We start from the raw sequence: 24,694 nt of genomic DNA on the forward strand, positions 1-24,694 counted from the left end.
AAAAGGTGACTCTGCTAAATGTGCAGAATATCTGTTACTTAAAGATGGGGACTATTTAAACAAAATCAAGTCAGACTTAACGATTAAGCCAAATAAATGATGCCATGCGCCCTGTTATGCCATCACGGCGGTAGGAGAAAAAACTTTTTACATCAGACACTGTGCAGCGTTGATCTTTGAAAATACGCTCTACACCTAACAGTGAGAGCCTAAAGCTGGCTAAACCTTGAATATCTGCCATATATTTTTGCTCGCCTTGTGAGTTGATATGACAGGTAAAAAACTGGCTTGTTTGCGGGTGCTTCGTTTCAAATAACACTTTTACTTCTGCGCCCACTTCAAACGCTGTTGGTCCAATAGCAGGCCCTAAATAAGCCACCAGTTCATGCGGAGGATGATTAAACTTTTTAACAGCGACTTCAATAATACCGTCACACAAACCGCGCCATCCAGCATGAACTGCGGCGACTTCGGTGCCATTCTCATCACACAATAATACTGGTAAGCAATCGGCAGTCATCACAACACAAACCTGATCGGCGTTATTGCTATAACTCGCATCGGCGTGATGAACTTGGGTGTTATCAGCCTCGACAACATCAATGCTATGGATTTGTTCAAGCCAGGCAGGCTTTGCTGGAAGGTTAAGCTGTTGCTCGATTAACTGACGGTTAGCCAAGACTTTTTTAGGGTCATCGCCAACATGTAGTCCTAAATTGAGACTGGAAAAAGGTGGCAAACTGCAGCCACCCTCTTTAGTAGAAAAAGCCAGGTTTACCCCTGGAGGGATAAACCAAGCTTGATTTTCTAGCTTGCTTATCATAAATAAACTAAAGGATTATCTTCAGTGTCTTTACGTAGCGCTCTGGTCAGCTTCACCATATCGTCAGGGATCGGTGCTTGCCAGCTCATGATTTCACAAGTAAATGGATGTGCTAGTTCGAGTCTTACAGCGTGCAGTGCTTGGCGTCTAAAGCCCATGTAGGTCTCGAAAAAGTCAGGTGCCGCGCCTTTTGGTGGACGTGGACGACCCGCGTAAACCGGATCGCCAACCAAAACATGACCAATATGTGCCATATGCACACGAATTTGGTGAGTACGGCCAGATTCCAAACGCAATCTTAAGCGAGTATGTGCTCTGAACTTTTCTGCCACACGGTAATGCGTCATCGCAGGCTTACCGTTATGGACAACTGCCATATGGGTACGTTTCGTCGGGTGACGATCGATAGGCTCATCGATTGTGCCACCAGAAATAATCGTACCCGTAACAATCGCTTCATATTCGCGAGTGATCTCACGAGCCTGCAGTGCCGCAACTAAGTGTGTTTGCGCTTCAACCGTTTTAGCCACAACCATCAAACCTGTGGTGTCTTTATCTAAACGGTGCACGATACCTGCACGTGGCACTAATTCGATACCCGGGCAATGATGCAACAGTGCATTCATTAAGGTACCGTCTTGATTACCTGCGCCAGGGTGAACGACTAAACCAGCCTGCTTATTGATAATTAGAATATGATCATCTTCATAGATGATATCTAAATCAATCGCTTCAGCTTGTGCTTTTGTCTCTTCTTCAAGCGTGGCACCAACTGTGACTACCTGACCTTCAAGCACTTTGAATCTAGGCTTGTCAGATACTTCACCATCAATAAAGACTGAACCCGCTAAAATCCATTCTTTAATACGTGTGCGCGAGTAGTCCGGGAACAAATCAGCCAGAGTCTGGTCTAATCTTTGCCCGGTTTGTGTTGCTGTTATCTCGCTTTTTAGATTAATCTCTTGTGTCATATGAACCGTACCCACTTTTCTGGGTCCAAAAATGTTTACTATCTGTTACAATCGGATTGTTTCTATTTTATCGTGAAATGGAAAAATTCTTAACAATAACTTTAAAAGAATCGAATTCAAGTATGCATAAAATTGCCAAAAGTGTCGCTGTAGTCCTTATCACGCTTGCAGCCACGGCCTGTAGTAGTAAAAAGGGCGAAGACCCTCAGATGACAAAAAGTTCACCGGAAGTGCTTTATTCTCAAGCAAGAACCTCGATGGAACTAGGTAATTACAGCAAAGCTGTGCGCTCTCTAGAAGCCTTGGATTCGCGTTTTCCGTTCGGTCCACACAAGACTCAAGTACAGCTTGATCTAATTTATGCCTATTACAAACTTGACGATCCAGCGTCAGGTATTGCGAATATCGATCGTTTTATCCGCTTAAACCCAACTCATAAAGATATTGATTATGTTTATTACATGCGCGGCCTAGTCAATATGCAGTCTGATCGATACCTATTTCACGATATGCTAAATATCGATCGTTCTGACCGCGATCCAAAGGCTGCGCAAGATGCATTTAAAGATTTCGATAGACTAATTAAGTCATATCCAAACAGTAAGTATGCAGCAGATGCACAAAAACGCATGCAGCATCTAAAAAATAGATTGGCACTTTACTCGATCAAGGTAGCTGAATACTACATAAAAATGAATGCATGGAGTGCTGCAGCTGTACGTGCGCAGTCAGTATTGGAGACTTATCCTGGTACACCATCAGCTGAAAAAGCATTAGAAATCATGTCTACTGCCTATGGTGAGCTTGGTCAAGAAAAGCTTAAAGATCATGCACTCATGGTAATGAAAGCTAACTTTCCTAATAATGCGTTAGTCACTAAATAACCCAGTTAAACATGCATATTTGACGATGAATAAAGGCCTCTTTTTGAGGCCTTATTTTTTTGTTCAAAATTTGACTCTTCTCGATAAACAAAGCCCCATAAAGACTATTTATTACAGTAAGCAGCTAACGCTCAGCTTTTCTCAATATCCAACGCCGATAAAGCACTGGCAACATTAAGACGTCGAATCCCCAAGCAAAAATCACCACGAGGCAAGATAGAAGGCTAAGCTGCACAATAGGTGAAAATGCCGATAGCAGACCGATAGAAAACCCCAGAGCGATGGTCAGGGTCGTAAAACTAATAACAGGCAACACCTTGTGCAAGCAGTCCCACATACAAGTCTCACTTAATTGTACTTGGTCGGGTAGCTTGAGCATTAAGTGCAATGTATCATCGACAATGATCCCCAGCATCATGCCGAGCACCACAGCGGTACCTAAACTAATAAATCCACCATTTATTTGCCATAAGGCAAATACCCATAGCAAAGGCAGAAAATTCAGTAGTAATCCCATTAAGCCAAACAGTAACGATCCCTTTAGTATGCTCAATAAAATCGCGAGGGCGACCAGAGCGATCGCAAACGACAACAGCATATTGTTGGCGTTATCGACACTGAGATGGGCAAATAATAAATTACTGGCAATCGGAGGACTCACTCGTATTTCAGCGGGATGCTCTAGTAAATGCTCAGCGAGCCAATCAGCGACCCTTTGTTCAAAGGCTATCAGCTCCATCGCAGTCATAGGCTGTAAATAGAGCGTCACTAAACTCGATTGTTTATCGGCGGACAACTCGCTTGCTAGTCCTAGCTCCACCACCGTATTTTTCGCCAAGATCTGTTTAAACTGGTTCTGACCAACACCAACACTCTTAATCCAGTCGCCAATATGCTGCACCTTAACGACCTGAGGCTGACGCTTTAAGAAACGACTGAACCTATAGACAAAGCTTATCTCTGCTTTGGCGATCTGCTTATTGTCCGCACTAGCCACCACATAATGTTGCAGATTAATCCCCGAAAAGTATTGCGCCATTTTCTGGCTAGAAACAATAAAGGGGTTGGTCGACTCAAAGTAACTTAACGGATCATCATTTAATGTTAATTTCGACACACTGACCAGTGCAAAGGCACTGAACAATACGATTCCCATCATCACCGCCCGCGGTCGCTTGGCATTGTAACGAGCAATCGCGACGACCCCTGAAAAATCTAATCCCTTGCTAACCGAAGCCTTTGAGTGCTTAGCAAAAAATATAAGACTCGTAAGACTCAGTACATAGTTGCAAAGCACTGCAAAAGCCACGAGCAAACCAAAGCTTTGGATTGGGGGAGAGGGACTAAACATAAGCAGACTAAAACCAAATATGGTGGTGATAGTAGAATAAAAAAGTGGCGCTTGATTAACCTTAACCGTATACCTTAAGGCCTGCTGATGAGTTTGACCGCGATTAATTTCAGCGCGCCAACCAAAATACAGGTGTGATGCATAAGCCAATCCCAGTGTCACAATAATCACAGGAACAAAAGCCGTTATCGCCGCAAGTGTCAGCTTTAACCAAGCCGCTAGCCCCATACTTAACACTAAAGCAATGCCACTATTGATGCAGATCGCAAAAATCCACAACGCTTGCCGTATAAACAGAGCAGCCATTAAGAAGATAATGCCTAACAGAGCTGGGGCAAACCAACTCAAGTCGTGACCTAATACCTTGGCATACTGCCAGTTAAGAGCATGAGTCCCATTAAAATAAGTATTGACCCCTAAAGGTAGCCAATACTCACGACTATCACGATCTACTTTTTGCAGCACATCATCTAGCCATAAACTTTGGGTGTTAAACTCTTGAGCTCTATGGCGGTTTAACTGCAATTTTAGCAACATCGCATGCCCGTTTGCGGAGAGTACCGACGGCAGTCGAGGATGGCTTTTATAGGCTAATATCTTGTCTTGCTTGGCCGTGCCCTGCACAAACTGGTTATAACCCTGAATACTGTTGATATCTTGATTGGCTTTTATCTTACCGAGAAAGTCTATTAGCTGTGCCTTTGACTCCTTGTCTCGCCAATCCTTTGGCGTTTCCAACAGAAGCCAAAGTTGATCATGGCGCTCAAATTTATCCATCATGCTATTAAACGCCACAAAGCGTGGATCTGATGGTGCAAAATAGTCATTAAAGTCCAGTTCGAGATTAAGCCGAGCAAAGCCCATCACACTGAGCAGCAACAAGGCTGCGATCAACATAAACATGATTATCGGGTGTCTTTGAATACTCCAGATAGCACGATACTGGTAACCCAATCACTTTCTCCCTTTAATTAGCAGTGAATAAATCAGAGAAACGAGTAAAGCCACTTCTCGCCACATCCAATTCAACCTCCGCATCAATTAAGCTACTGATTTACGATTTTTGCTTACTTCTAAAGCCATACGTCTAATTATTCAACGAACAAGCAAGAAAACTCAGTTATTTTCAGAAATGGGTTGACTCAAAACCGTAAAAGCCTTTTAATAGCGCCCGTTGCCCGAATAGCTCAGTCGGTAGAGCAGAGGATTGAAAATCCTCGTGTCCCTGGTTCGATTCCGGGTTCGGGCACCAATCTTTAGTTTAGGTGTTGCAACGACAACTAAACCAGCGTCAAGGCAAATTAAGACCTTTATCGCTACACTAAACCTCGCACTGCGAGGTTTTTTTATGCCTATAATTTAATACCAGCAGCATAAGTATATTTAATCTGCATAAAAAAGCCTCGAGATAACTCGAGGCTTAATAAAAACCGTCAACCTATTTTAGGACTAGACACTCTAAGGTTTCGCTAGACCGTCTCTAAATCGCTAGACCTTAAACTTACTCACCGCATCTTGTAGATACTCGGCACGCTCACGCACCTCTTCAGTCGCGCTGGAGTTCTGTGTCGCTACCTCTGCAGTCTCCTGAGCGATATCGCGGATCACCACCACATTTTGATTAACCTCTGCGGCTACCATACTCTGCTCTTCAATCGCCGCCGCAATTTGCGTGCTCATATCCATGATATTAGTCACGTCGCTATTGATTTGCTGCAATAAGGTGCCAGCTGAAGCCGCTTGCTCGGCACTCTCATTGCCCTGCTCACGACTCGATTGCATCATCTCAACGATCGAATGAGTTCGAGACTGTAAGGTCTGAATAATCGCGGCGATCTCCTCAGTCGACTCTTGTGTACGCATCGCAAGACTACGCACCTCATCGGCAACAACGGCGAAACCTCGCCCCTGTTCCCCGGCTCGAGCAGCTTCGATAGCGGCATTTAATGCCAGTAAGTTGGTTTGCTCGGCAATGCCGCGAATAACCTCGAGCACACGACCAATGGTTTCACTGTCTTGTTCAAGATCTGCCACCACAGCAGCAGACTCATTGATCTGCTGCGCCAGCAACTCAATTTTCTCAATCGTCTGCTGCACACCCACCTGCCCAGTTTGGGCATTGTCGTGGGTCATACTGGCTTTGTTTGCCGCAAGCTCAGTGTTCTTGGCGATCTCATCGATGGTTGCTCCCATCTCGGTGATCGCCGTTGCCACCATATCGGTTTCATTTAGCTGGTTCTCAGCGCCTTGGGAGGCGCGCGCCACATTACCTGAAAGCGCTTGGCAAGATTGGTTCATAGTTTCAACCGACTGAGTCACCTGATGGATAAGCTGCTGGAAACTTTCAACCATGCTGTTGAAGTGTCTAGCAATTTGACCAAGCTCATCGTCACTGCTGGCATCACAACGCATCGAAAGATCTTTGTTTTCCTCAATATGGGTGATCACATCGGTAATACGTTTAACGGGATCGATGATGCTACGAATAATCATCAAGGTTGTAATCGCTAAAACGAGAGCAATTAAGATCGCAATAGCAAGGCCAAAAATAAATGCCGAACTCTCTTTATCGCTAATCGCATCTAGGGCTAAAGACTCAAGCTGATTAAGCGCACTATCGGTATTAGCAACGGCTTGACGCAATTGGCCCCGCTCGCCTTCAGAAATCGTGAGGCCGAGTTGTTTCTCTTTATCTACTAGAGCTTTAAAGTCAGCATTATATTGTTGAATATAATTCAGCACCTGCTGCTTGGCTTGTCCGTCCAGCTGCGACACATTCGCAGTATTGATAAATGCTTCGAGGTTATTATCAAACTTTGCCACATAGCGTTCACTGCGCCTGAGCATAAAATCTTTCTCTGCGCGCCTAAGTTGCAGCATCTGCACCATCAATTGTGGTTCATCATATTGCTCAACCAAGCTTTCGACTTGATGCACTGCGCTTCGCAAGGTGCCATATAAACCAGTTTTCGGCGTGAGACCTATCTGCTTGTTTAGGCTAACCACATTACTGAATGTGGACTCATAACGGCCGAGCTCTTGACTAAACTGGCTTAAACTCGCTGTTGGAATAGAGTATTTATCGAATACTCCCGTCAACTTAACTACCGTTTCCTGAGCCTCTCGATTGTCGGACATATGCTGCTCAACATACTTAAGCTCCTTTCTTGCCAGAAAGTCCTTTTCATCTTTACGTAGCATTAATATCTCATTCTTAAGCCCCGAGATATCTTGCGATGCTTGTGCTAATTCCGTTTGCACTTGACTAAAATAAACTTGAAGACCAAACATGGCGGCTAACGCCGTGATCGACACGCCTGCACTTAACAGTAACTTGTAACGTATTAGCATTTTACATCTCTATTTATTATTAACTTGCCTCCCTTAGCTAACGCTAATCTACGTTTAACCAAGGCTATCATTTAACTTATCGGCCGATTATATAGTAGATTTAGCTACAAAAAAGTCCAAAAACAGCAAATTATACCTAACATTCTAATTATCAAGTTGAAATGTAATTCAACAACTAAAAGTTCATTGACTCAGTCCAGACCTACAAATAGTATAAAATATACTTAAATGGAGGTTTTCATGTTAGTCATCAATGCAGAGTCAGTTCATCAGTCACTTAATTTCCCCGATCTAATCAATGCTCTAGATGAGACATTCTCTCGTCCAGCTGGCATGCCACAACGGCAAGTCTTTGGCCTTGATGACTCGGGAGAGCATCATGATGCATTTGCGGTATTACCCTCTTGGAATGACAAAGCGATTGCCGTAAAAGCCTTTACCTATTTCCCTGAAAATCCTAAAAAAGATCCAAAGCTTGCTAGCCTATATTCTAAAATTTTGATCTTCAGCCGTGAAACTGGCGAACCGCAGGCATTAGTCGACGGCACCAGTGTTACCTTCTGGCGCACTGCTGCAATTTCTGCGTTAGGTAGTCGCTACCTTTCACGTGAAGACTCAAGCAAGCTGCTTATTTGTGGCACGGGTAACTTAGCTTCTTTTATGGCACTCGCTCACGCCAGCGTGCGGCCGATTACTCAAATCACCGTTTGGGGGCGCAGTGAAGAGAAAGCCCGTAAAACCACTGAGCTTATTCGTAACAAACGTCCAGATATTGAAGTCATGCTATGTACGGATCTTGAGCTGAGCGTACGCCAAGCCGATATCATTAGCTGTGCAACTGGAAGCCCGACTCCGCTGTTTGATGGCGATTGGGTGCAACCCGGCACACATACCGATTTTGTGGGTAACCATAACCATGACAGACGTGAGTTCGACACTAAACTGATCCTTAAGTCTTCGGTATTTGTCGATTCAAAAATCAACGTGTTTGCTGAAGCGGGTGAATTGCTCCTGCCTATTGAAGAGGGAGTCTTCTCTCTCGATGAAGTTAAGGGGGAGCTAGGTCAGCTTTGTACGGCGCAAATTAAAAGCCGTACTAACAATGATGAGATCACCATCTTCAAGACCGTCGGTACGGCGCTTGCCGATCTTGTCGGCGCTCAACAGGTGTTCTCAAAGCTAAGCTAGACATATAAAGTCGCTCGCAGCTACTTGAAGCATAAAAAGAGAAGCTCATTCGGCTTCTCTTTTTTATATATCAAACCTTGGCCATCAACCATTAAGCCTACAGTCAAAAGATAGCTCTCCTAGAACCGCGAAAATAATTTCTATTGCATTTAAACCTTTTTATCTGTTGGCTATGTCTTATTAATATCGTAAGCCCACAAGGAATGTTGAGTGACGGCACAAATGCAGCTAGTGAAGCAAAGACCACTTCACGAGCCAGAACTTATCGATAAGGCCAAGCTAGGTGATAAATCTGCTTTCAAACAGCTTTATCAACTGCACCATCAACGTGTGTATGCGCTTTGCTTAAGAATAACTGGCCAAGTGTCGTTAGCAGAGGAAGCCACTCAAGATTGTTTTGTCAGGCTATGGCAGAAACTGCCCCAATTTCGCGGCGAGAGTCAGTTTACTACTTGGCTGCACACACTCAGTGTCAATCAAGCTCTGTCTAACCTTAAGAAACATCGCTCATTTTGGTCGCGATTTGTCAGTAGTGACACAGACTTGCAGAGCGTCAGTGATGAATATGAAGACTTAGATAAGCTGCTACTAAAATTACCTGAGCGAGCTCGAATCGTCTTCGTATTGCATGCCTTAGAAGGTTATAAGCATGAAGAGGTTGGTCAGCTAATGGGGATTGCTCCCGGCACAAGCAAGGCACAATACCACAGGGCGCAAAAGTTACTTGAATCGCTTCTAGACCCAGACAAGTTAGATAAAGGCGGCCGCAATGAATGATACTCAAACCAGACTCACCCAATTAGTAAAACAGGCCCCTAAAGAATTCGCGCCTCAAAGGGAGCTTTGGGACGATATTGAAAAGCAGCTCGATAAACCCGAGTTTCAGCAGACTCACGCTAACGTTAAGCAAATGCAGCAATGGAAACGCCTCGCTATTGCCAGCATAGTGTTACTCACTGGTCTGCTAGGGATGAATGTTTGGCAGCAAAATAATCTTCCCTCACCAAGTGATTCACCATTGCTGCAGACTTTAGCCGAGATCCAAATGCAGCATCAGCTTCAAGTGCAGCTGCTTAGCCAGCAACACCTCACCGATTGGCAAACCACCGAGTTAGGCTTACCACTTGAAAAAGGTATCGAGCAACTTAGAAAAGCCGCAGAGCAGATCTATCAAGCGCTGCAGCAAACACCCAACGACAAGGAACTTTGGCAACTCTGGCTTTGGACTCAACAAAGAGAAATTGAGTTATTACAGCAAGGCCAATCACTGCCAGTTAACCCATTACCCCAAGGAGCTTAAATATGAAACCATTACTGAACAGCACGCTGATGGCGAGTGCACTTTTATTAAGTCATATCGCAATTGCTGGAGAAGCCATAGAGCAGCAACAAACGGTTGAGGCTAATCCTGTAGTGAAAGTAAAAGTGCAGCGCGGTAGCGTTAGCTTTAAGTCTTGGGATAAGAATGAGATCGCGGTAAAGGGAACACTTGACGATCTCAGTGAAGGTTTCACCTTTTCAGTCAAAGGTAACAAGGTCACCATTGAGGACACCCTGCCCCGTCAATACAGTGGTAATAACACCGAGGGCTCCGAGTTAGTGATCACTCTCCCTCACACACTTAAGCTTGAAGCAGAGGGCGTATCGGCAAACTACAGCCTAGATAACCTCAGCGGCGCGCTAGAGGTCAGCTCAGTCAGCGGCAATATCAAAGCCAGTACCCTTAGCGACAAGACCATGCTGCAGACGGTATCAGGAGACATCTCAACACGCAGCCTTACAGGCAAGAGTAAACTACATACCGTTTCTGGTGATATAAAAGATACCCAGAGCAGTGGCACGCTAAGCTATCAAATGGTAAGCGGTGAACTAACAGCCGATACTAAGGCGAGCAAAGTTACCATAGAGTCAGTATCAGGAGATGCAACTATTGCACTTGCCAATGTTGATGCCTTGTCAGTCAAAACCGTGAGTGGTGATGTGGAGCTGTCACTCAACACCTTGTTAAGCCGAGCCAAATTGGGCAGCGTCAGTGGCGATATCGAGATGAGTTTTCTTGGCGACACCGATGTGAGCTTTAATATCAACGGCGGCCCCGGCGGCAAAATCAATAACAAGTTAACTGACGACAAAGTGACAAAAGAGAAATACTCGCCCCAAAGCTACCTAAAATTCCAAACGGGTGATGGCCGTGCAGAACTGAGTGCTTCTACCATTAGCGGTAAAATAGAGTTACTTAAGTAAGTATTTTCATTTAAACAAAAAGGGCTCTTAAATTAAGAGCCCTTTTTGTATCTATCAGTTAGCAACTCAGACGTTACCAACGTAAAGAGTATTCTTGCTTACTTAACTGACTTTATCTCAGCAGCAGTAAGATTTTACCACCACCCATTCACCGAGCTCAAAGTTGTTTAGTTAAAGCTGGACTGCTTACTTAACTGACTTTATTTCAGCAGCAGTAAAATTTAACCACCAGCCATTCACCGAGCTCAAAGTTGTTTAGTTAAAGCTGGACTGCTTACTTAACTGACTTTATCTCAGCAGCAGTAAGGTAACGCCATTGACCCAACTCCAGATTTGGGTCGAGTTCAATCGCGCCAACGCTCTCACGGTGTAGCTTAGTCACCTTGTTACCTACCGCTGCCAGCATACGCTTAACCTGATGATATTTACCTTCGGTAATCGTCAAACGCGCTTGGTTCGGAGCTAAAATCTCAAGTTCAGCCGGTTTAGTCAGGCCATCTTCATTATTAAGCTGCAGACCATCAACAAACTGCTGCACTAAATCATCAGATAGCGATTCAGCAGTCTCTAGCAAATAGCGCTTACCACACTCTTTCTTTGGCGAAGTGATCTTATGCGACCACTGACCGTCAGTCGTGATTAACACAAGTCCGGTAGTATCGGCATCAAGACGGCCAGCAATGTGCAAGTCTTCAGGGCGGATAACGTCTAGCAAGCTGATCACCGATGGGTACTCTTCATCTATGGTTGAGCAGATGGTATCGACAGGTTTATTAAGCATGATAAAGCGCGGGCCAATGATGGTTAGCACTTCACCGTCAAGACGGATTTCATGTTCATCGGTCACTTTAAAGCCCGAGTTTTTAACCACTTCACCATTACAAGTCACATCACCACGATGTAGGGCTTTTTTAGCAGAAACACGAGAGTGTGAGGTCGACTCACAAATAAATTTATCTAAACGCACAGGCAGAACTCAGCTTATATAACCATAATGGCCGACATTATGAGGCCAGCGCCGTCAAAGGGCAAAGTTTTGCTTGAATCAACAGCGGCTAAAAGCGTATCGTGCTCAATAGTTTTGCAAGAGAACATTGATGAATCAGACTCCTAGCATAAAACCATCCTTAAAGAAGATTAACAAAACGGCTGCCAGCACTAACAGCCCTTCAGAGGTCAGTGCCAACCAAATTACTGAATATTCAAAAATGCTTTCTGGTCAGCCCTACCACTGCCTCGATGCGGAGCTCAACCATTTCTGGCGACGGCAGCAAGTGCGTAATCGACAAATGAATCTCACAGGTAACATCGATCCACAACTCCTGCCCCATGTTGCCAAAAGCGCCTTTATTACTCTGCCTTTCAATATCAGCTACGGCATCAATATCAAATTGGCCGACAGGGTTTTTATTAACGCTAATGTCACTTTACATGATAATGCTGTCATCACTATCGGCTCACAAACCATGCTTGGGCCAAACGTACAAGTCTACACAGCAAGTCACCCGCTAGATGCCGATGAACGTTGCCGTGGTGTCGAGACGGCTAAAGCGGTAAACATAGGTAATAAAGTCTGGATCGGTGGTGGCGCAATTATATTACCAGGTGTGAATATTGGTGATGAAGCCGTGATTGGCGCCGGCTCCGTAGTAACTAAAGATGTTAAGGCTAAGCAAGTTGTGGCAGGTAACCCAGCCAAAGTGATAAAAGTTTTGTAATCCCACAACTGAAAAGCCAATAAATTCAGTCTAGGAAACCTTTTCTTACACATGTTTAGCCCAATATCGGCATTAGTTTACCCTGCCAGCTTGTTCACATCGGCAAAAAAACATTAACATGCGTAACGCAATGTAATTTATGCCAGCCTCGAAAAAGCATAGATACATCATAAAAAAGCAAATAGCTCGATTGACAATAATGACAAATTGACGATACAGATTAAGGAAGAAAAATGAAAAAAGTACTCGTTGGGGGCTTATGTGCTTCCCTTATCGTTGGCCTCAGTGCGTGTAATAGCGAACCGACTAATGTTAAAACACCTGATACCAGTAAAACTGAAGCGGCCGTAGCGGTAGAAAAAGCCCTCTCTTCAGGCGTCGACTTTGTCAACTTCGACAAATCTATTCGCCCACAAGATGACTTCTACTCATATGTGAACGGCACTTGGGTTAAAGACACCACTATCCCAAGCGATCGCACTAGCACTGGTGCATTTTATGATCTTCGTGAAAAGTCACGTGACGATGTTAAAGTCATTATCGAAGAAGTGGCTGCCACTCCGAATCTAAAAGCCGGTAGCGACGAGCAGAAAGTTGCCGACCTATATAACTCATTTATGGATGTCGAGATCCTAAATAAGCTAGGTGTAACACCGATCCAAAGCGAGCTTGAAAAAGTTAACGCGATTAAATCAAAAGATGATCTTGTGACTTACTTTGCTCGCAGCCAAATTAACGGTAGCGGCACACCGATGGCATTTTATATCAACGTCGATGCTAAAGACTCGAGCCGTTATGCCACACATATCTGGCAATATGGTTTAAGCCTGCCAGAAAAAGATTACTACCTAAACCAAGACGAGCGCTTCGTGAATATCCGTAAAGCGTATCTTGAGCATATCGAAAAGATGTACACCTTAGCCGGTCTACCCAATCCAAAAGCTAGCGCTGAAGCCATTTTAGCACTTGAAACAGAGATAGCTAAAAAGCACTGGGACGTAGTTGAAACCCGTGACAGCACTAAGACTTATAACAAGTACCAAGTTAAAGACTTGCCAACATTAGCACCAGATATTAACTGGGACGGTTACTTAGCAGCACTAGGCGCCGACAAGCAAGCCGATATCATTATCAATCAGCCTAGCTATATCCAAGGTCTAAACCAGATCATTAAAGACACCGATCTAGCGACTTGGAAAACTTACATGCAGTGGCAACTGCTGACTCACGCAGCAAGCAGCCTAAGCGAAGCGATCGATACCGAAAACTTCGAGTTTTTTGCTAAGACACTTAACGGTCAGCAAGAGCAGCAGCCACGTTGGAAGCGCGGTGTTTCAACGGTAAACGGTCTACTAGGTGAAGTGGTTGGTAAGGTATACGTTAAACGTCACTTTAAACCTGAAGCGAAAGAACGTATGCAAGTTCTGGTTGAAAACCTTCGTGGCGCTTACGGTGATAGTATCGAGTCGCTAGAGTGGATGAGCGCAGACACTAAAGTAGCAGCCAAAGATAAGCTCGCTAAGTTTGATCCTAAGATTGGTTATCCAGACCGCTGGGAAGATTACAGCAAGTTGACGATTAAAGCCGACGACCTATATGGCAACAACCTACGCGCAAGCGAGCTAAGCCATGAAAAAGAGCTAGAGAAACTCGGTAGCCCAATCCGTAAGTGGGAGTGGCATATGACGCCGCAAACCGTCAATGCTTACTACAACCCAACCATGAACGAAATCGTATTCCCTGCGGCGATTCTTCAGCCACCATTCTTTAATATGGAAGCCGATGACGCTGTCAACTACGGTGGCATTGGTGCGGTTATCGGTCATGAAATGGGCCACGGCTTTGACGACCAAGGCGCTAAGTTTGACGGCGAAGGTAACATGCGCGACTGGTGGACCGAGCAAGACTTAACGGAATTTTCAGCTCGTGGTAAGGCACTAGTTGACCAGTACAATGACTACGCCGTTTTTGACGATCTCAATGTTAATGGTGAACTGACGCTTGGCGAAAATATCGGTGACCTTTCAGGTGTCACTATCGCCTACCGAGCTTACAAAAAGTCGCTTAACGGTAAAGAAGCACCAGTGATTGACGGACTAACGGGCGATCAGCGCTTCTTCATCGGATTCACTCAGATCTGGCGTGCAAAGATCAAAGAAGAGTCCATGCGAAACCGTGTGGCAACCGATCCACACTCTCCAGCAGAGTTCCGTGCAGTGGGTGCGCTATCTAACATGCCTGAGTTCTACAAAACTTATGATGTGAAGCCGGGTGATGCAATGTACATAGCACCAGATAAGCGCGTTAAAATCTGGTAATCAAACTTTAGGTTCTAGGTTCTAGGTTCTAGGTTCTAGGTTCTCAAGATATTAAAACTAAAAAGCCGTTGATGTCTCATTTCATCAACGGCTTTTCTTTTATTGCAACTACAGATCACACTATGAACAAATGTTAATTTGTCATTCAGCATAGCTTAAGCATTTCCCAGCTAGATTATGGATATAGCCACAAACAAGGACTGCTATGAACCGGATATTACGGACATTTTTCATATTCTTACTATTACTGTCGACCCGTTCAGCCTTTGCCCATACCGTTGACCATGAGCAAAACAATACCAAGGATAACGGTAGCTACGCCGCTAAGCTGGCTTTTTCTAACAACCTCGATGGACTCACCGCCATTCCGTCTATGCAATATCAAGTGCCTAGACAAACCAGCGCAGATCTCGACACCCTCTATAGCCAAGCCAACGATGCTCAACAAGAGTTAGCTAAGCTGCTTAAACTGATCACCGCACAATCTCAAACACAATCGGTATTGGCCGATATCAAGAGCCGCGATAGAGCCCAAGCCAAAGTGCAAAACAAACTGGATAACGATGCCAGTCAGCTAACGGATATCGTCAGAGCCAGCATTGTCAGCCATGATATTCACAACTTGATGCAGGCATTTGCGCTACTAAAATCAGACAGTGAGTTAATCCAAGTTAAGAACCGTTTTGCCGACCCTAAAGAGTCGGGTTATCGCGACCTCAACTTACTAGTGAAACTGCCTCAGTCACAGATGATTGCCGAAGTGCAGTTACACCTAGCCGATATCGCCGAGATTAAAAGCGGCGCAGAGCATAAGGTCTACGAGCAAGTACAATCTATCCAAGCCTCTGCCATGCAGCAGCAACGTGACTTAAGCGAGATTGAAAACGCGCGGATCACTCAACTTAGACAGGAATCACATAAGCTTTACCACAAAGCATGGCTTAGATATAAACGTAGCGACCAAGCCAATGTCATTATCGCTGCGGCGTAACGCAAAAAACTCTAAGGCCTTATCATTAAGGCCTTTTTTAGGCATGTACAAATCGATTATGAGGCTTTTGTAAAACAACCAAAGCCTCAGGTTCAGTAATCACAATAGCGACCGCCATAGCCCTGCCCCTCTATAGCCGCTTAGTCTATTTACTTAGTCCATTTACTTAGCCCATTCACTTCCCCCATCAATCGCCGAACCGCTTGTTACCCGCTAGAACTGAGTTGGCAACTAAGCTTATATTAGTGCGCTTTAAGCATGATTTTATTGCTCGCCTAACCTGCACTTCGCAGCGATTTGGGGTTATACTCCGCCCCAATAATCTATATATCTAAGCATACCCAAAAACTTATGAACGATATCATTGAGCAACTGCAAGAGATGAGTGAAACGGTACCGGTACCGTTAGAGCTAGCGACATTTGAACAAATTGTTGAAGTGGAAGAAGAAATTCTTATTCCACTACCTATGGAGCTGAAAGAATACTTACTCTACGCCAGTGATGTGATTTGTGGCAGCCTAGAGCCTGTTACTGCAAGTGACCCACATTCGCATACTTACCTGTCAGAAGTCGCAGCTTACGCTTGGTCAATTGGCCTGCCGCGTGAATTTGTACCGATTTGTCAGCAAGGCGATAACTTCTTTTTTATCAGTCAAGAAGGTCAAATTCAGCTGTGGCAAGACGGCGAAATCGACGAAGAAGAAACATGGGAATCTTTTTGGGAGTGGGCCGAAGATGTGTGGATGCGTAGCTAATAGCCATCAGTATCGCTAATACGCCATCACAACAATTTTACTAAGGAAATATCATGTCTAAAGAACTTGGTTTTAACGCCATTGAAATGCAGTACCTTCGTCACTCTTTGGCGTTAACCACAGCTCAAGTTGCCGAAATTGGCAAAGTCAGCGAAGCCGATGTGATTGCTTGGGAAGCTGGCGAAAAACCAGCTCACATGCCAGTACAAAAGAAGCTAATCGAAATCGATGAAGCGATTGAGATGCAAGTGCTCAACACCTGTGATGGTATTGAAGAACTATTCAAGTCTGAGCCAAAGCGTACCTTAAGCTTTGTGGTATACCCAACTCAGGCCTTATATGCCCAGTACAACCCAGAGTTCTTAGGTACGCTGCCATTAGCAGAGCTTTATAACACTTCAGCTTGGCGCATCAAGAAAGAGTGTAAGTTAATGCTAGAAGTCGATGTGGTATTAGTGCCACTGGACTTTGAATCCTATAAAGCTTACCGCGAGAAAGATGGCCTAAAAGAGAGCCGTGAGAATCGCGCGAAATGGGCTAAGGCGCAGTTATAAGGTTTTAGGTCCTAGGTTTTAGGTCCTAGGTCCTAGGAAAAGCAAAGACGGTAAGAGCCGAACGGCCTGCGGCCTAGGGAATGTGACTACGTCACTGACGGAACGCTGCGCTTACGGAAAAGCAGGAAAAGCCACAGCAATAGCACATTTGTAGGTCGGGCTTTAGCCCGTCAAGCTTCTGCATTAAAAAAGCATCCATTGTATTTAAAACATTCTGTTTAAAAATAGTGGATGCTTTTTTTGTGCTCGACTTTTGTTATGTTCAGTTAAACTCTGGCTGATTAAGCGGCGCCCGCCTCTTCTTTCGCTAAGCCTTTAGCCATGGCAGGTCGCGTTGTGAGTCTATCGCGATAGGCTGTCAGTTTTGGCGGAATATCTTGCTCAAATCGCGTTGCCCACAGCAGTGTGTGCGCCAGCAAAATATCGGCAATGCTCAGCTCATCACCGAGTAAAAACTCGCTATCGGGTAACCACTTCTCCGCTATCGCTGCGGCCTTATCAAACTCCCACTTGGCTACAGGTAACATCTCGACCAGTCGTTGCTCCTCCGGCAAGGCAAACTTATGCTTACCCATACTCCATAACGGCTGTTCAAGTTCACAGGTAATAAAGCTAATCCACTTATGGTGCAGCCCTGACTCATGAGTACCAGCAACAGGCAATAATTTACCCTTGCCGTATTTCTCAGCCAAATAGAGCACGATTGCTGACGACTCGGTTAATGCAAAGCCATCATCTTCTAAAGCAGGGACTTTACCGCAAGGATTAACAGCCAAAAACGCAGGATCACGTCCATCGCCATTTGCAAAATTAATATATTGATACTGCCAGTCTAAACCGAGTTCTTCTAAGGTCCATGATACTCGTAATGAGCGACTACGGGGGATCCCATATAACTTTATCATCGTACGCTTCCTTAACCTGATAACAACTAAATGAGTAAAGCTCCTAAGCTACTCCGAAGCGCTAATAATAGAAACCTGCACTTTGTTTCAAAATAAAACGGGTTCAAATTAACCGCTCCAAAATAAAATGGTTTCAAATTAGCCACAATTTTGCTTTAGTAATAATAGAATTAAAAAAGTAACGAGTACCAAAAACAGCACAAGGGAATGATTATGCCAAAGAGCCAAGAGGCCAGTATCAAACACGCAGCTTTCGCGAGTAATTTAGGCCAATACTGGCTCACACCGTTTGCAATTATATTGACTCTGTCTATCGTTGGCATCCCGCTGTTACTGCTATATCTCCCCATCGGCAAGCTCTTCACTCGCCGCTATATCGACAACATGAGTACCGAGCTGACCGACAGAAAGCTGATTGTGCGCAAAGGCATTTTTACTCGCACCGAAAATAGCGTGCCACTAGACAAGATCACCGACATGGCGTTGATCCAAGGGCCGTTAATGCGAGTGTTTAAACTGCATAAGCTCACCATAGAAACGGCTGGGCAATCGGGGGCTGGTGCGCTACTTAACCTGACTGGTATCATCGATGCTGCAGACTTTAGAAGTCAAGTGTTAGCGCAAAAAGAGAAGCTCAGTCAACTTGAAGCCGCTCCAACACCAGATGAAAATAATGATGCTAGGGTGATAAACCTATTGCAGGAGATCTCTGCTAGCCTCAAACGCATCGAAGCCAACAATAAGTCAATTTAAGCTCTGTAAACATGAGCTCATAAAATAAGAGCCCTTGACCAAATACTGCAGCAATACACTGCAGAGCCCCTCTTTTCATCACTAAGAATAAGTAACTAAAGTATGAGCAACAGCGATACACCCACCCTAGCAAAACCTCTGTTTAATTTCGGTTCATTCTTCGGTGCCATGGGGCCAGGCTTGTTAATGGCCGCAGCAGCCATTGGCGCCTCGCATTTAGTTGCCTCAACTCGAGCTGGCGCAGAGTTTGGATGGCAACTGGCCTGGGTTATTTTGGCCGTCAATCTGCTTAAATATCCGTTTTTTGCCGCAGGAGCACGATACACCAGCGCCACCGGTGAGAATTTATTGCAGGGTTACTTAAAACAAGGACGAAACTATCTGCTGGTGTTTACCGCGCTCAATACCATTGCAGCCATTGCCAGTACTGCCGGCGTCGCCATGCTCACCGCCGCCATGTTAACTCAGTTTGTGCCTTTACCCATTGATGTTCTAGCACTACTGGTCTTAGTCTCTAGCCTAGTTATTTTAATTTTCGGCCATTATGCACTGCTAGATAAAATGACCAAGGTCATCATGCTGGCATTAACCCTTACCACCTTAGTTGCGGTTGCTCTGGCCTTTAACGCACCCGCAATTGTTAATCCAGACTTTGTGCCTCAATCACCTTGGCAATGGGCATCTATCGGTTTTCTCGTCGCCATGATGGGCTGGATGCCAGCCCCCATTGAGGTCAGCGCTTGGAATTCACTTTGGTTAATCGAAAAGCAGAAGCTGTCACCGGTGACTAAACAACAGGCCCTGTTTGACTTTAACTTTGGCTACTTAATGACGGCACTACTCGCCATTGTATTTCTGGCCCTAGGCACCTTAGTCATGTATGGCAGCGGCGAGCAATTTTCGGCATCAGGTGCCAAGTTTGCTGGCCAGCTAATCAGCTTATATAGCCAAGTGATGGGCAGTGAAAGCCGCTATCTTATCGGCGCAGTGGCCTTTCTATGTATCTTCAGCACCACAGTAACCGTAATCGATGGCTACAGCCGCACCCTCAATATGGGCTGGCAACTGCTCAGCAAACGTCAAGAGAGTGAACGCCGACTCATTGCTGTCATGATCGCGATGAGTACTTTGGCCTTAACTATCATATTGTTTTTAAAAGGGGCTCTACTTCCCCTGCTCGAATTTGTTATGATCCTCGCCTTTATGACGACAGTGGTTTTTGCCTGGCTTAACTATAAGTTGATGATCAGCACAGCGCTGTTGCCAGCAGACAGGTATGGTAGTGCCATGCGAGTGCTTTCATGGCTAGGCTTAACTTACTTAGTGAGTTTTGCTGCACTATTTATCTATTGGATGCTAACAAAATAACAGATACGGATACCTACACCTTAATGCACCTAATAACTAAAACGCTTCTAGGCTCAGTGGTTCTAGCACTTTGTCTCTGGGCTGCAAATAAAGCCAGTGCTAACCGAACGGTCAATAGTGATATAGCCAAGCAATTGCCGACGCTTATCGCCCAAAATGAGCGCCCCTTTAGCGGCATCATTATGCTCAAGCGTGATAACCAGCCGATATTTACCTATATCTCTGGTGATGATATTAAGATCAACTCAAGCTTTGTCATTGCATCCCTGTCTAAGCAGGTCACCGCCGCATTGATCCTAAAAGCGGTTGATGAGGGCTTAATTGAGCTAAAACAAAGCGTGAGCTATTACCTATCAAAACAGGCTAGCCAAGCACAACTCTATATTCCCCCTAGCGTCACCGTATCGCAGTTACTGAGCCATACCTCGGGTCTGGTCAATATCGGCGAAGCGCCCCTATATAAACCAGGTAGTCAGTTTCAATATTCTAACTATGGTTATGCACTTTTAGGTGAGTTACTGGAAACGGTTTATCAAAAGCCGATTTATCAACTGATCAACCAGCTCAATGAGCAAACCAAACTCAATGGTCTGTATGCACAAACTGGCATGATCAGCAGCATTCAAGCCAAACACCCAAGTTTGATCCTTGGCCAAGTTGAAGAGTTGAGCCAAACCAGCGATGGCAACAGCAACTCTCATTACACTAAAGCCGATTTAAACATAGATAATAAATTGGTGGCTTTTGGCGGAATGATAGCCTCGGTGGAAGCTTACAGCCAGTTCCAACATGCCCTTTACAATGGCAAGTTGATCAGTGCTAAGAGCCTTGAGCTGATGACCTCTCCTCACGCGACCCGCAACCACAGATGGGGGGTATTGGAATACGGCTACGGCATTCAAATAAGCCGAGATGAGCAGTTAGTCGAATACAGTCACAGTGGCTACCTGCCCGGTTATGTGAGTCTTGCGGTTTATTACCCTAAATCTAAAGTGAGTCTGGTGATCTTTGAAAACACCTCGTGGGATCTTAGCGACAGCAGAAGGACTTTTGGCCTGCATGACGATATTCGCAGCAGCATTCGCAGTAAGCTGATTGCACTCGAAGACAGACCCGTGGCTAAACTCTATCAAGCTGGCGTATCTGCAGTAGAAAATGCCTTAGCAGCTAAACCTGAACCAAAGCCTGAACCAGAAAGTTCACAGCCTAAGACTACAGAGTAATTGCTATTGAAGAGGTAACTTCTGCTATAATAACCGCCGATGATCGCGCAGCCGCGCGATCCCATAGCTAAAAGAAATCAAACTTATGATTAACAATGATATTTTACGTAAAGTTCGCTATATCCTCGACTTAAGCAATGCCAAAATGATCCGCATTTTTGCCAAAGCTAAGCACGAAGTGACTCAAGAAGAGATCATCGACATGCTGAAAAAAGAGCATGAAGAAGGTTATGCACCTTGCAACGACAAAAACATGTGTCGTTTCTTGGACGGTTTAGTGATCTACAAGCGTGGCCTTAAGCCTGGCGCAGAAGCTCCAGAGCCGCTATCTCAACTAACCAACAACCTTATCTTCAAGAAGTTAAGAGTGGCATTTGAGTTACGCGAAGACGATATCATTGAAGCGCTAGAACTTGCAGAGTTCAACATGAGCAAGTCTGAGCTAGGCGCACTATTTAGAAAGCCTGGGCACAAGCACTACAAGCCATGTGGTGACCAAGTGCTGCGTAACTTCTTGATGGGCTTATCACTGAAGCACCGTCCAAAAGACGCTGAGTAACTCTCACGCCGCATTTATATGCAAGTTATTGAAAGCACTGTCAATGGCGGTGCTTTTTTTTAAAGAAGGTGCGAGTTACTAGGACGCTACGCTGCGAGGACGGGCTTCGCCCTGCGAGGAAAAGCAAAAGCTTAACGGGCTAAAGCCCGACCTACTACAAACACCGCTTTCCCCTGCTTTCCCCTGCTTTTCCTAGGACCTAGAACCTTTCTTTGCCTTTCCTATGACCTAGTATCTTCTTTTCCGTAAGCGCAGCGTTCCGTCAGTGACGCAGTCACGTTCGTAAGGCCATAGGCGCCCAGCTCTTGCCGTCTTAGCTTTTTCTGCTTTTCCTAGAACTTATTAATTTAAAAAATTCGCTTGCAAATCAAAACAAAGATCACGCTTTGTGTTAATCTTCCGTGATTAGCATCACCAGTAATACCAATCAGTATATAGATTTACTCGCTCAGCGAGAATTTTGCGGTTCTGAGGCAAGACAACGAATGAAGAGCATAGCGATTCTACGCTCAAGTTAGTTATCGCAGCATCAGAGCTGCTAAAACTCGCCATTCTGGAGCGTTTTTGGCTGCCTACTTCCGCATTGAACGGCACCATAAGGGAATAATAGCTCTTTCGACTATTCACCTTGAAACAGTTTGCTAAAAACCGCTCTGAGTAGATAAAGTTCTTATACTGATTGGTATTATTCTACTAACAAAAACAAAGAAAAGGTTTCCAATGGACGATAACAAACGCCCGCTCTATCTTCCTTTTGCCGGTCCTGCGATTCTTGAAGCCCCTTTGATCAACAAAGGCAGCGCTTTCACCGAAGAGGAAAGGATCTTTTTTAATCTTGAAGGCCTATTACCCCACGTTATTGAAACCATTGAAGAGCAAGCCTCACGCGCTTACGACCAATATAAAAACTTCAGCAATGATCTCGATAAGCATATCTACCTAAGAAACATTCAAGATACCAACGAGACTCTTTATTACCGTCTTGTTCAAAACCATATCACCGAGATGATGCCTATCATCTATACCCCAACGGTAGGTATGGCCTGTGAGCGTTTCTCTAAAGATTATCGTCGCAATCGTGGCCTATTTATCTCTTACGCCAATAAAGACCGCATCGACGACATTCTCAATAATTCGACTCGGCAAAAAGTCAAAATTATCGTTGTTACCGACGGTGAGCGGATCTTGGGTCTTGGTGACCAAGGTATTGGCGGTATGGGGATCCCGATTGGTAAGCTGTCCTTATACACCAGCTGTGGTGGTATCAGTCCCGCTTACACCCTGCCTGTTACGCTCGATGTGGGTACCGATAATCCACATCTGCTTGAAGATCCTATGTACATGGGCATGCGTAGCCCACGTATTGGCGGCGAAGAATATAAAGAGTTTGTCGAAGCCTTTATGCAGGCGGTAAACCGCCGCTGGCCAGATGCGCTGATTCAGTTTGAGGATTTCGCCCAGAAGAATGCGATGCCACTGTTAGAGCGCTATAAAGATCAATACTGCTGCTTTAACGATGATATTCAAGGCACCGCCGCCGTTACCGTTGGCTCGCTTTTAGCTGCCTGTAAAGCGGCAAAGAGTAAGCTTAGCGAACAGCGCATCACCTTCTTAGGTGCAGGCTCTGCAGGCTGCGGTATCGCCGAGGCCATCGTGGCGCAGATGGTGTCTGAAGGCATTAGTGAAGCTCAGGCTCGCAAGCAAGTCTTTATGGTAGACCGCTGGGGTATGTTGCAATCGAATATGCCTAATCTACTGCCTTTCCAGCAAAAGTTAGCCCAGCAATGTGATGACCTAACCAACTGGGATAACTTCAGTGACAATATCTCACTGCTCGATGTGGTCAATAACGCTAAGCCAACCGTGCTCATAGGTGTATCGGGCGCGCCGGGCTTGTTCACAGAAGAGATCATCAAAGCGATGCATAGCCATTGTCCTCGCCCAATAGTGTTCCCTCTGTCGAATCCAACCAGCCGCGTTGAAGCCACACCAAAAGACATTTTGCACTGGACTCAGGGCAAGGCACTTGTGGCGACGGGTAGCCCGTTTGAGCCTGTGGTGATTGATGACACCACCTATGAAATTGCTCAATGTAACAATAGTTATATCTTCCCTGGCATTGGCCTTGGCGTACTCGCGTCAGGCGCAAAACGTGTCAGCGACGCCATGTTGATGGCATCGAGCCGCGCGCTTGCTGAGTGCTCACCACTGGCAATAGACGGTGAAGGCTCGCTATTACCAAAACTTGAGGATATCCATCTTGTCAGTAAGCGTATTGCTTTTGCGGTTGCCCGAGTGGCAATTGAAGAGGGCCATGCGTTGCCAACAACCAAAGAGTTACTGACCTATGCGATTGAAGATAACTTTTGGACCGCAGAGTATCGTAGTTATAAACGAACCGCTTTTTAAGGTTCTGCTTCGGAACCTTATACTAACGAAGTAGAAAGCAAAAGCAGTCATATTTGGCTGCTTTTTTGTTTTTGGGTTTTGGGGTTTTGTTTGAATTTGGAGTATGAGAGCGGCGGCCTTACAGCCGAGATATTTGTCTACCAAGCTGCACTCGAGCTTTAAGTTAGACGCTGTCTAACAAACTAGGTTTTAAGCAATCAAGCTCCGCTTGATAAAGGTCGTGGCGTTGCCACATTGGTAATGCATCAGGCTGCGCCTGACAAAAGTCGTAAATAGCACAAGTAAAGCTTTGTCAATAGAAAAGCTAATGTGAAAGGATTTTGCTTTG

21 protein-coding genes and 1 tRNA gene are annotated in these 24,694 nt (G+C 45.1%); 16 read left to right on the top strand and 6 right to left on the bottom strand.

Features of this window, described 5'->3' with window-relative positions; all coding sequences use genetic code 11:
- Window positions 1-76: 76 nt before the first annotated feature.
- Window positions 77-823: a peptidoglycan editing factor PgeF gene (gene pgeF, locus SHAL_RS16825; protein WP_012278316.1), complete on the bottom strand. Its 747-nt coding sequence runs from the start codon at window positions 821-823 to the stop codon at window positions 77-79.
- The gene (rluD, locus tag SHAL_RS16830) at window positions 820-1,794 is read right to left on the bottom strand and encodes a 23S rRNA pseudouridine(1911/1915/1917) synthase RluD (RefSeq protein ID WP_012278317.1); all 975 of its coding nucleotides are present in this window, start codon (window positions 1,792-1,794) and stop codon (window positions 820-822) included. The genes pgeF and rluD overlap by 4 nt, the downstream gene beginning before the upstream one ends.
- A 122-nt stretch (window positions 1,795-1,916) precedes the next feature.
- On the opposite strand from rluD, the gene SHAL_RS16835 reads away from it, so the two are divergent.
- Complete coding sequence (locus tag SHAL_RS16835) at window positions 1,917-2,678, top strand: outer membrane protein assembly factor BamD (RefSeq protein ID WP_041416075.1); 762 nt, start codon at window positions 1,917-1,919, stop codon at window positions 2,676-2,678.
- Window positions 2,679-2,802: 124 nt separating this feature from the next.
- Here the strand turns inward: SHAL_RS16835 and SHAL_RS16840 are convergent, their stop codons facing one another.
- Window positions 2,803-4,983, bottom strand: coding sequence for an efflux RND transporter permease subunit (locus tag SHAL_RS16840; protein WP_041416076.1), 2,181 nt, complete (start codon window positions 4,981-4,983; stop codon window positions 2,803-2,805).
- 222 nt (window positions 4,984-5,205) lie between these two features.
- On the opposite strand from SHAL_RS16840, the gene SHAL_RS16845 reads away from it, so the two are divergent.
- Window positions 5,206-5,281: transfer RNA gene (locus SHAL_RS16845), tRNA-Phe, on the top strand.
- Between the two features lie 236 nt (window positions 5,282-5,517).
- Here SHAL_RS16845 and SHAL_RS16850 read toward each other — a convergent pair.
- Window positions 5,518-7,380, bottom strand: coding sequence for a methyl-accepting chemotaxis protein (locus tag SHAL_RS16850; protein ID WP_012278320.1), 1,863 nt, complete (start codon window positions 7,378-7,380; stop codon window positions 5,518-5,520).
- A gap of 240 nt (window positions 7,381-7,620) precedes the next feature.
- On the opposite strand from SHAL_RS16850, the gene lhpI reads away from it, so the two are divergent.
- The 4 genes from lhpI (at window position 7,621) to SHAL_RS16870 (ending at window position 10,812) form a co-directional block, all read left to right on the top strand.
- Window positions 7,621-8,568, top strand: coding sequence for a bifunctional Delta(1)-pyrroline-2-carboxylate/Delta(1)-piperideine-2-carboxylate reductase (gene lhpI / locus SHAL_RS16855; protein WP_012278321.1), 948 nt, complete (start codon window positions 7,621-7,623; stop codon window positions 8,566-8,568).
- Window positions 8,569-8,790: 222 nt separating this feature from the next.
- Window positions 8,791-9,345 (top strand): RNA polymerase sigma factor, encoded by a 555-nt coding sequence (locus SHAL_RS16860; RefSeq protein ID WP_012278322.1) that lies wholly within the window; start codon window positions 8,791-8,793, stop codon window positions 9,343-9,345.
- Complete coding sequence (locus tag SHAL_RS16865) at window positions 9,338-9,868, top strand: hypothetical protein (protein WP_012278323.1); 531 nt, start codon at window positions 9,338-9,340, stop codon at window positions 9,866-9,868. Before SHAL_RS16860 ends, SHAL_RS16865 begins: the two co-directional genes overlap by 8 nt.
- Window positions 9,869-9,870: 2 nt before the next feature.
- Window positions 9,871-10,812, top strand: coding sequence for a DUF4097 family beta strand repeat-containing protein (locus SHAL_RS16870; protein WP_012278324.1), 942 nt, complete (start codon window positions 9,871-9,873; stop codon window positions 10,810-10,812).
- A 274-nt stretch (window positions 10,813-11,086) separates the two neighbouring features.
- Here the strand turns inward: SHAL_RS16870 and rsuA are convergent, their stop codons facing one another.
- The gene (gene rsuA, locus SHAL_RS16875) at window positions 11,087-11,779 is read right to left on the bottom strand and encodes a 16S rRNA pseudouridine(516) synthase RsuA (RefSeq protein WP_012278325.1); all 693 of its coding nucleotides are present in this window, start codon (window positions 11,777-11,779) and stop codon (window positions 11,087-11,089) included.
- 223 nt (window positions 11,780-12,002) lie between these two features.
- On the opposite strand from rsuA, the gene SHAL_RS16880 reads away from it, so the two are divergent.
- The 5 genes from SHAL_RS16880 (at window position 12,003) to SHAL_RS16900 (ending at window position 17,149) form a co-directional block, all read left to right on the top strand.
- Window positions 12,003-12,530 carry a sugar O-acetyltransferase gene (locus SHAL_RS16880; protein ID WP_041416513.1) on the top strand — a complete coding sequence of 176 codons (528 nt, stop codon included), beginning with the start codon at window positions 12,003-12,005 and terminating at the stop codon, window positions 12,528-12,530.
- Between the two features lie 233 nt (window positions 12,531-12,763).
- Entirely contained in the window at window positions 12,764-14,848 is a 2,085-nt protein-coding gene (locus SHAL_RS16885; RefSeq protein ID WP_012278327.1) for a M13 family metallopeptidase, read from the top strand.
- Window positions 14,849-15,053: 205 nt separating this feature from the next.
- Window positions 15,054-15,839, top strand: coding sequence for a RelA/SpoT domain-containing protein (locus SHAL_RS16890; RefSeq protein ID WP_012278328.1), 786 nt, complete (start codon window positions 15,054-15,056; stop codon window positions 15,837-15,839).
- A gap of 351 nt (window positions 15,840-16,190) precedes the next feature.
- On the top strand, window positions 16,191-16,595 hold the full coding sequence (locus SHAL_RS16895) for an SMI1/KNR4 family protein (RefSeq protein WP_012278329.1): 405 nt from the start codon (window positions 16,191-16,193) through the stop codon (window positions 16,593-16,595).
- Between the two features lie 53 nt (window positions 16,596-16,648).
- On the top strand, window positions 16,649-17,149 hold the full coding sequence (locus SHAL_RS16900; RefSeq protein ID WP_012278330.1) for a DUF4447 family protein: 501 nt from the start codon (window positions 16,649-16,651) through the stop codon (window positions 17,147-17,149).
- A gap of 281 nt (window positions 17,150-17,430) precedes the next feature.
- On the opposite strand, the gene SHAL_RS16905 is transcribed toward SHAL_RS16900, so the two are convergent.
- The gene (locus tag SHAL_RS16905; RefSeq protein ID WP_012278331.1) at window positions 17,431-18,054 is read right to left on the bottom strand and encodes a glutathione S-transferase family protein; all 624 of its coding nucleotides are present in this window, start codon (window positions 18,052-18,054) and stop codon (window positions 17,431-17,433) included.
- Between the two features lie 213 nt (window positions 18,055-18,267).
- Here SHAL_RS16905 and SHAL_RS16910 point away from each other — a divergent pair, with 213 nt between their 5' ends.
- The 5 genes from SHAL_RS16910 (at window position 18,268) to SHAL_RS16930 (ending at window position 24,366) form a co-directional block, all read left to right on the top strand.
- Complete coding sequence (locus tag SHAL_RS16910) at window positions 18,268-18,807, top strand: PH domain-containing protein (RefSeq protein ID WP_012278332.1); 540 nt, start codon at window positions 18,268-18,270, stop codon at window positions 18,805-18,807.
- A gap of 102 nt (window positions 18,808-18,909) precedes the next feature.
- Window positions 18,910-20,175 (top strand): Nramp family divalent metal transporter, encoded by a 1,266-nt coding sequence (locus tag SHAL_RS16915; protein WP_012278333.1) that lies wholly within the window; start codon window positions 18,910-18,912, stop codon window positions 20,173-20,175.
- A gap of 23 nt (window positions 20,176-20,198) precedes the next feature.
- Window positions 20,199-21,398, top strand: a complete 1,200-nt coding sequence (locus SHAL_RS16920) for a serine hydrolase domain-containing protein (protein WP_012278334.1) — start codon at window positions 20,199-20,201, stop codon at window positions 21,396-21,398.
- An 85-nt stretch (window positions 21,399-21,483) separates the two neighbouring features.
- Window positions 21,484-21,957, top strand: coding sequence for a YehS family protein (locus tag SHAL_RS16925; protein ID WP_012278335.1), 474 nt, complete (start codon window positions 21,484-21,486; stop codon window positions 21,955-21,957).
- 720 nt (window positions 21,958-22,677) lie between these two features.
- Entirely contained in the window at window positions 22,678-24,366 is a 1,689-nt protein-coding gene (locus tag SHAL_RS16930) for an NAD-dependent malic enzyme (RefSeq protein ID WP_012278336.1), read from the top strand.
- Window positions 24,367-24,694 lie beyond the last annotated feature (328 nt).

It is taken from the genome of Shewanella halifaxensis HAW-EB4 (assembly GCF_000019185.1).
Classification (GTDB): Bacteria; Pseudomonadota; Gammaproteobacteria; order Enterobacterales; family Shewanellaceae; genus Shewanella; species Shewanella halifaxensis.

Bases quoted from the DNA above. Each gene is read 5' to 3' on its own strand.
- pgeF (WP_012278316.1), bottom strand. From the start codon at position 823: ATGATAAGCAAGCTAGAAAATCAAGCTTGGTTTATCCCTCCAGGGGTA.
- rluD (WP_012278317.1), bottom strand. From the start codon at position 1,794: ATGACACAAGAGATTAATCTAAAAAGCGAGATAACAGCAACACAAACC.
- SHAL_RS16835 (WP_041416075.1), top strand. From the start codon at position 1,917: ATGCATAAAATTGCCAAAAGTGTCGCTGTAGTCCTTATCACGCTTGCA.
- SHAL_RS16850 (WP_012278320.1), bottom strand. From the start codon at position 7,380: ATGCTAATACGTTACAAGTTACTGTTAAGTGCAGGCGTGTCGATCACG.
- lhpI (WP_012278321.1), top strand. From the start codon at position 7,621: ATGTTAGTCATCAATGCAGAGTCAGTTCATCAGTCACTTAATTTCCCC.
- SHAL_RS16860 (WP_012278322.1), top strand. From the start codon at position 8,791: ATGCAGCTAGTGAAGCAAAGACCACTTCACGAGCCAGAACTTATCGAT.
- SHAL_RS16865 (WP_012278323.1), top strand. From the start codon at position 9,338: ATGAATGATACTCAAACCAGACTCACCCAATTAGTAAAACAGGCCCCT.
- SHAL_RS16870 (WP_012278324.1), top strand. From the start codon at position 9,871: ATGAAACCATTACTGAACAGCACGCTGATGGCGAGTGCACTTTTATTA.
- SHAL_RS16885 (WP_012278327.1), top strand. From the start codon at position 12,764: ATGAAAAAAGTACTCGTTGGGGGCTTATGTGCTTCCCTTATCGTTGGC.
- SHAL_RS16890 (WP_012278328.1), top strand. From the start codon at position 15,054: ATGAACCGGATATTACGGACATTTTTCATATTCTTACTATTACTGTCG.
- SHAL_RS16895 (WP_012278329.1), top strand. From the start codon at position 16,191: ATGAACGATATCATTGAGCAACTGCAAGAGATGAGTGAAACGGTACCG.
- SHAL_RS16900 (WP_012278330.1), top strand. From the start codon at position 16,649: ATGTCTAAAGAACTTGGTTTTAACGCCATTGAAATGCAGTACCTTCGT.
- SHAL_RS16905 (WP_012278331.1), bottom strand. From the start codon at position 18,054: ATGATAAAGTTATATGGGATCCCCCGTAGTCGCTCATTACGAGTATCA.
- SHAL_RS16910 (WP_012278332.1), top strand. From the start codon at position 18,268: ATGCCAAAGAGCCAAGAGGCCAGTATCAAACACGCAGCTTTCGCGAGT.
- SHAL_RS16915 (WP_012278333.1), top strand. From the start codon at position 18,910: ATGAGCAACAGCGATACACCCACCCTAGCAAAACCTCTGTTTAATTTC.
- SHAL_RS16920 (WP_012278334.1), top strand. From the start codon at position 20,199: ATGCACCTAATAACTAAAACGCTTCTAGGCTCAGTGGTTCTAGCACTT.
- SHAL_RS16925 (WP_012278335.1), top strand. From the start codon at position 21,484: ATGATTAACAATGATATTTTACGTAAAGTTCGCTATATCCTCGACTTA.
- SHAL_RS16930 (WP_012278336.1), top strand. From the start codon at position 22,678: ATGGACGATAACAAACGCCCGCTCTATCTTCCTTTTGCCGGTCCTGCG.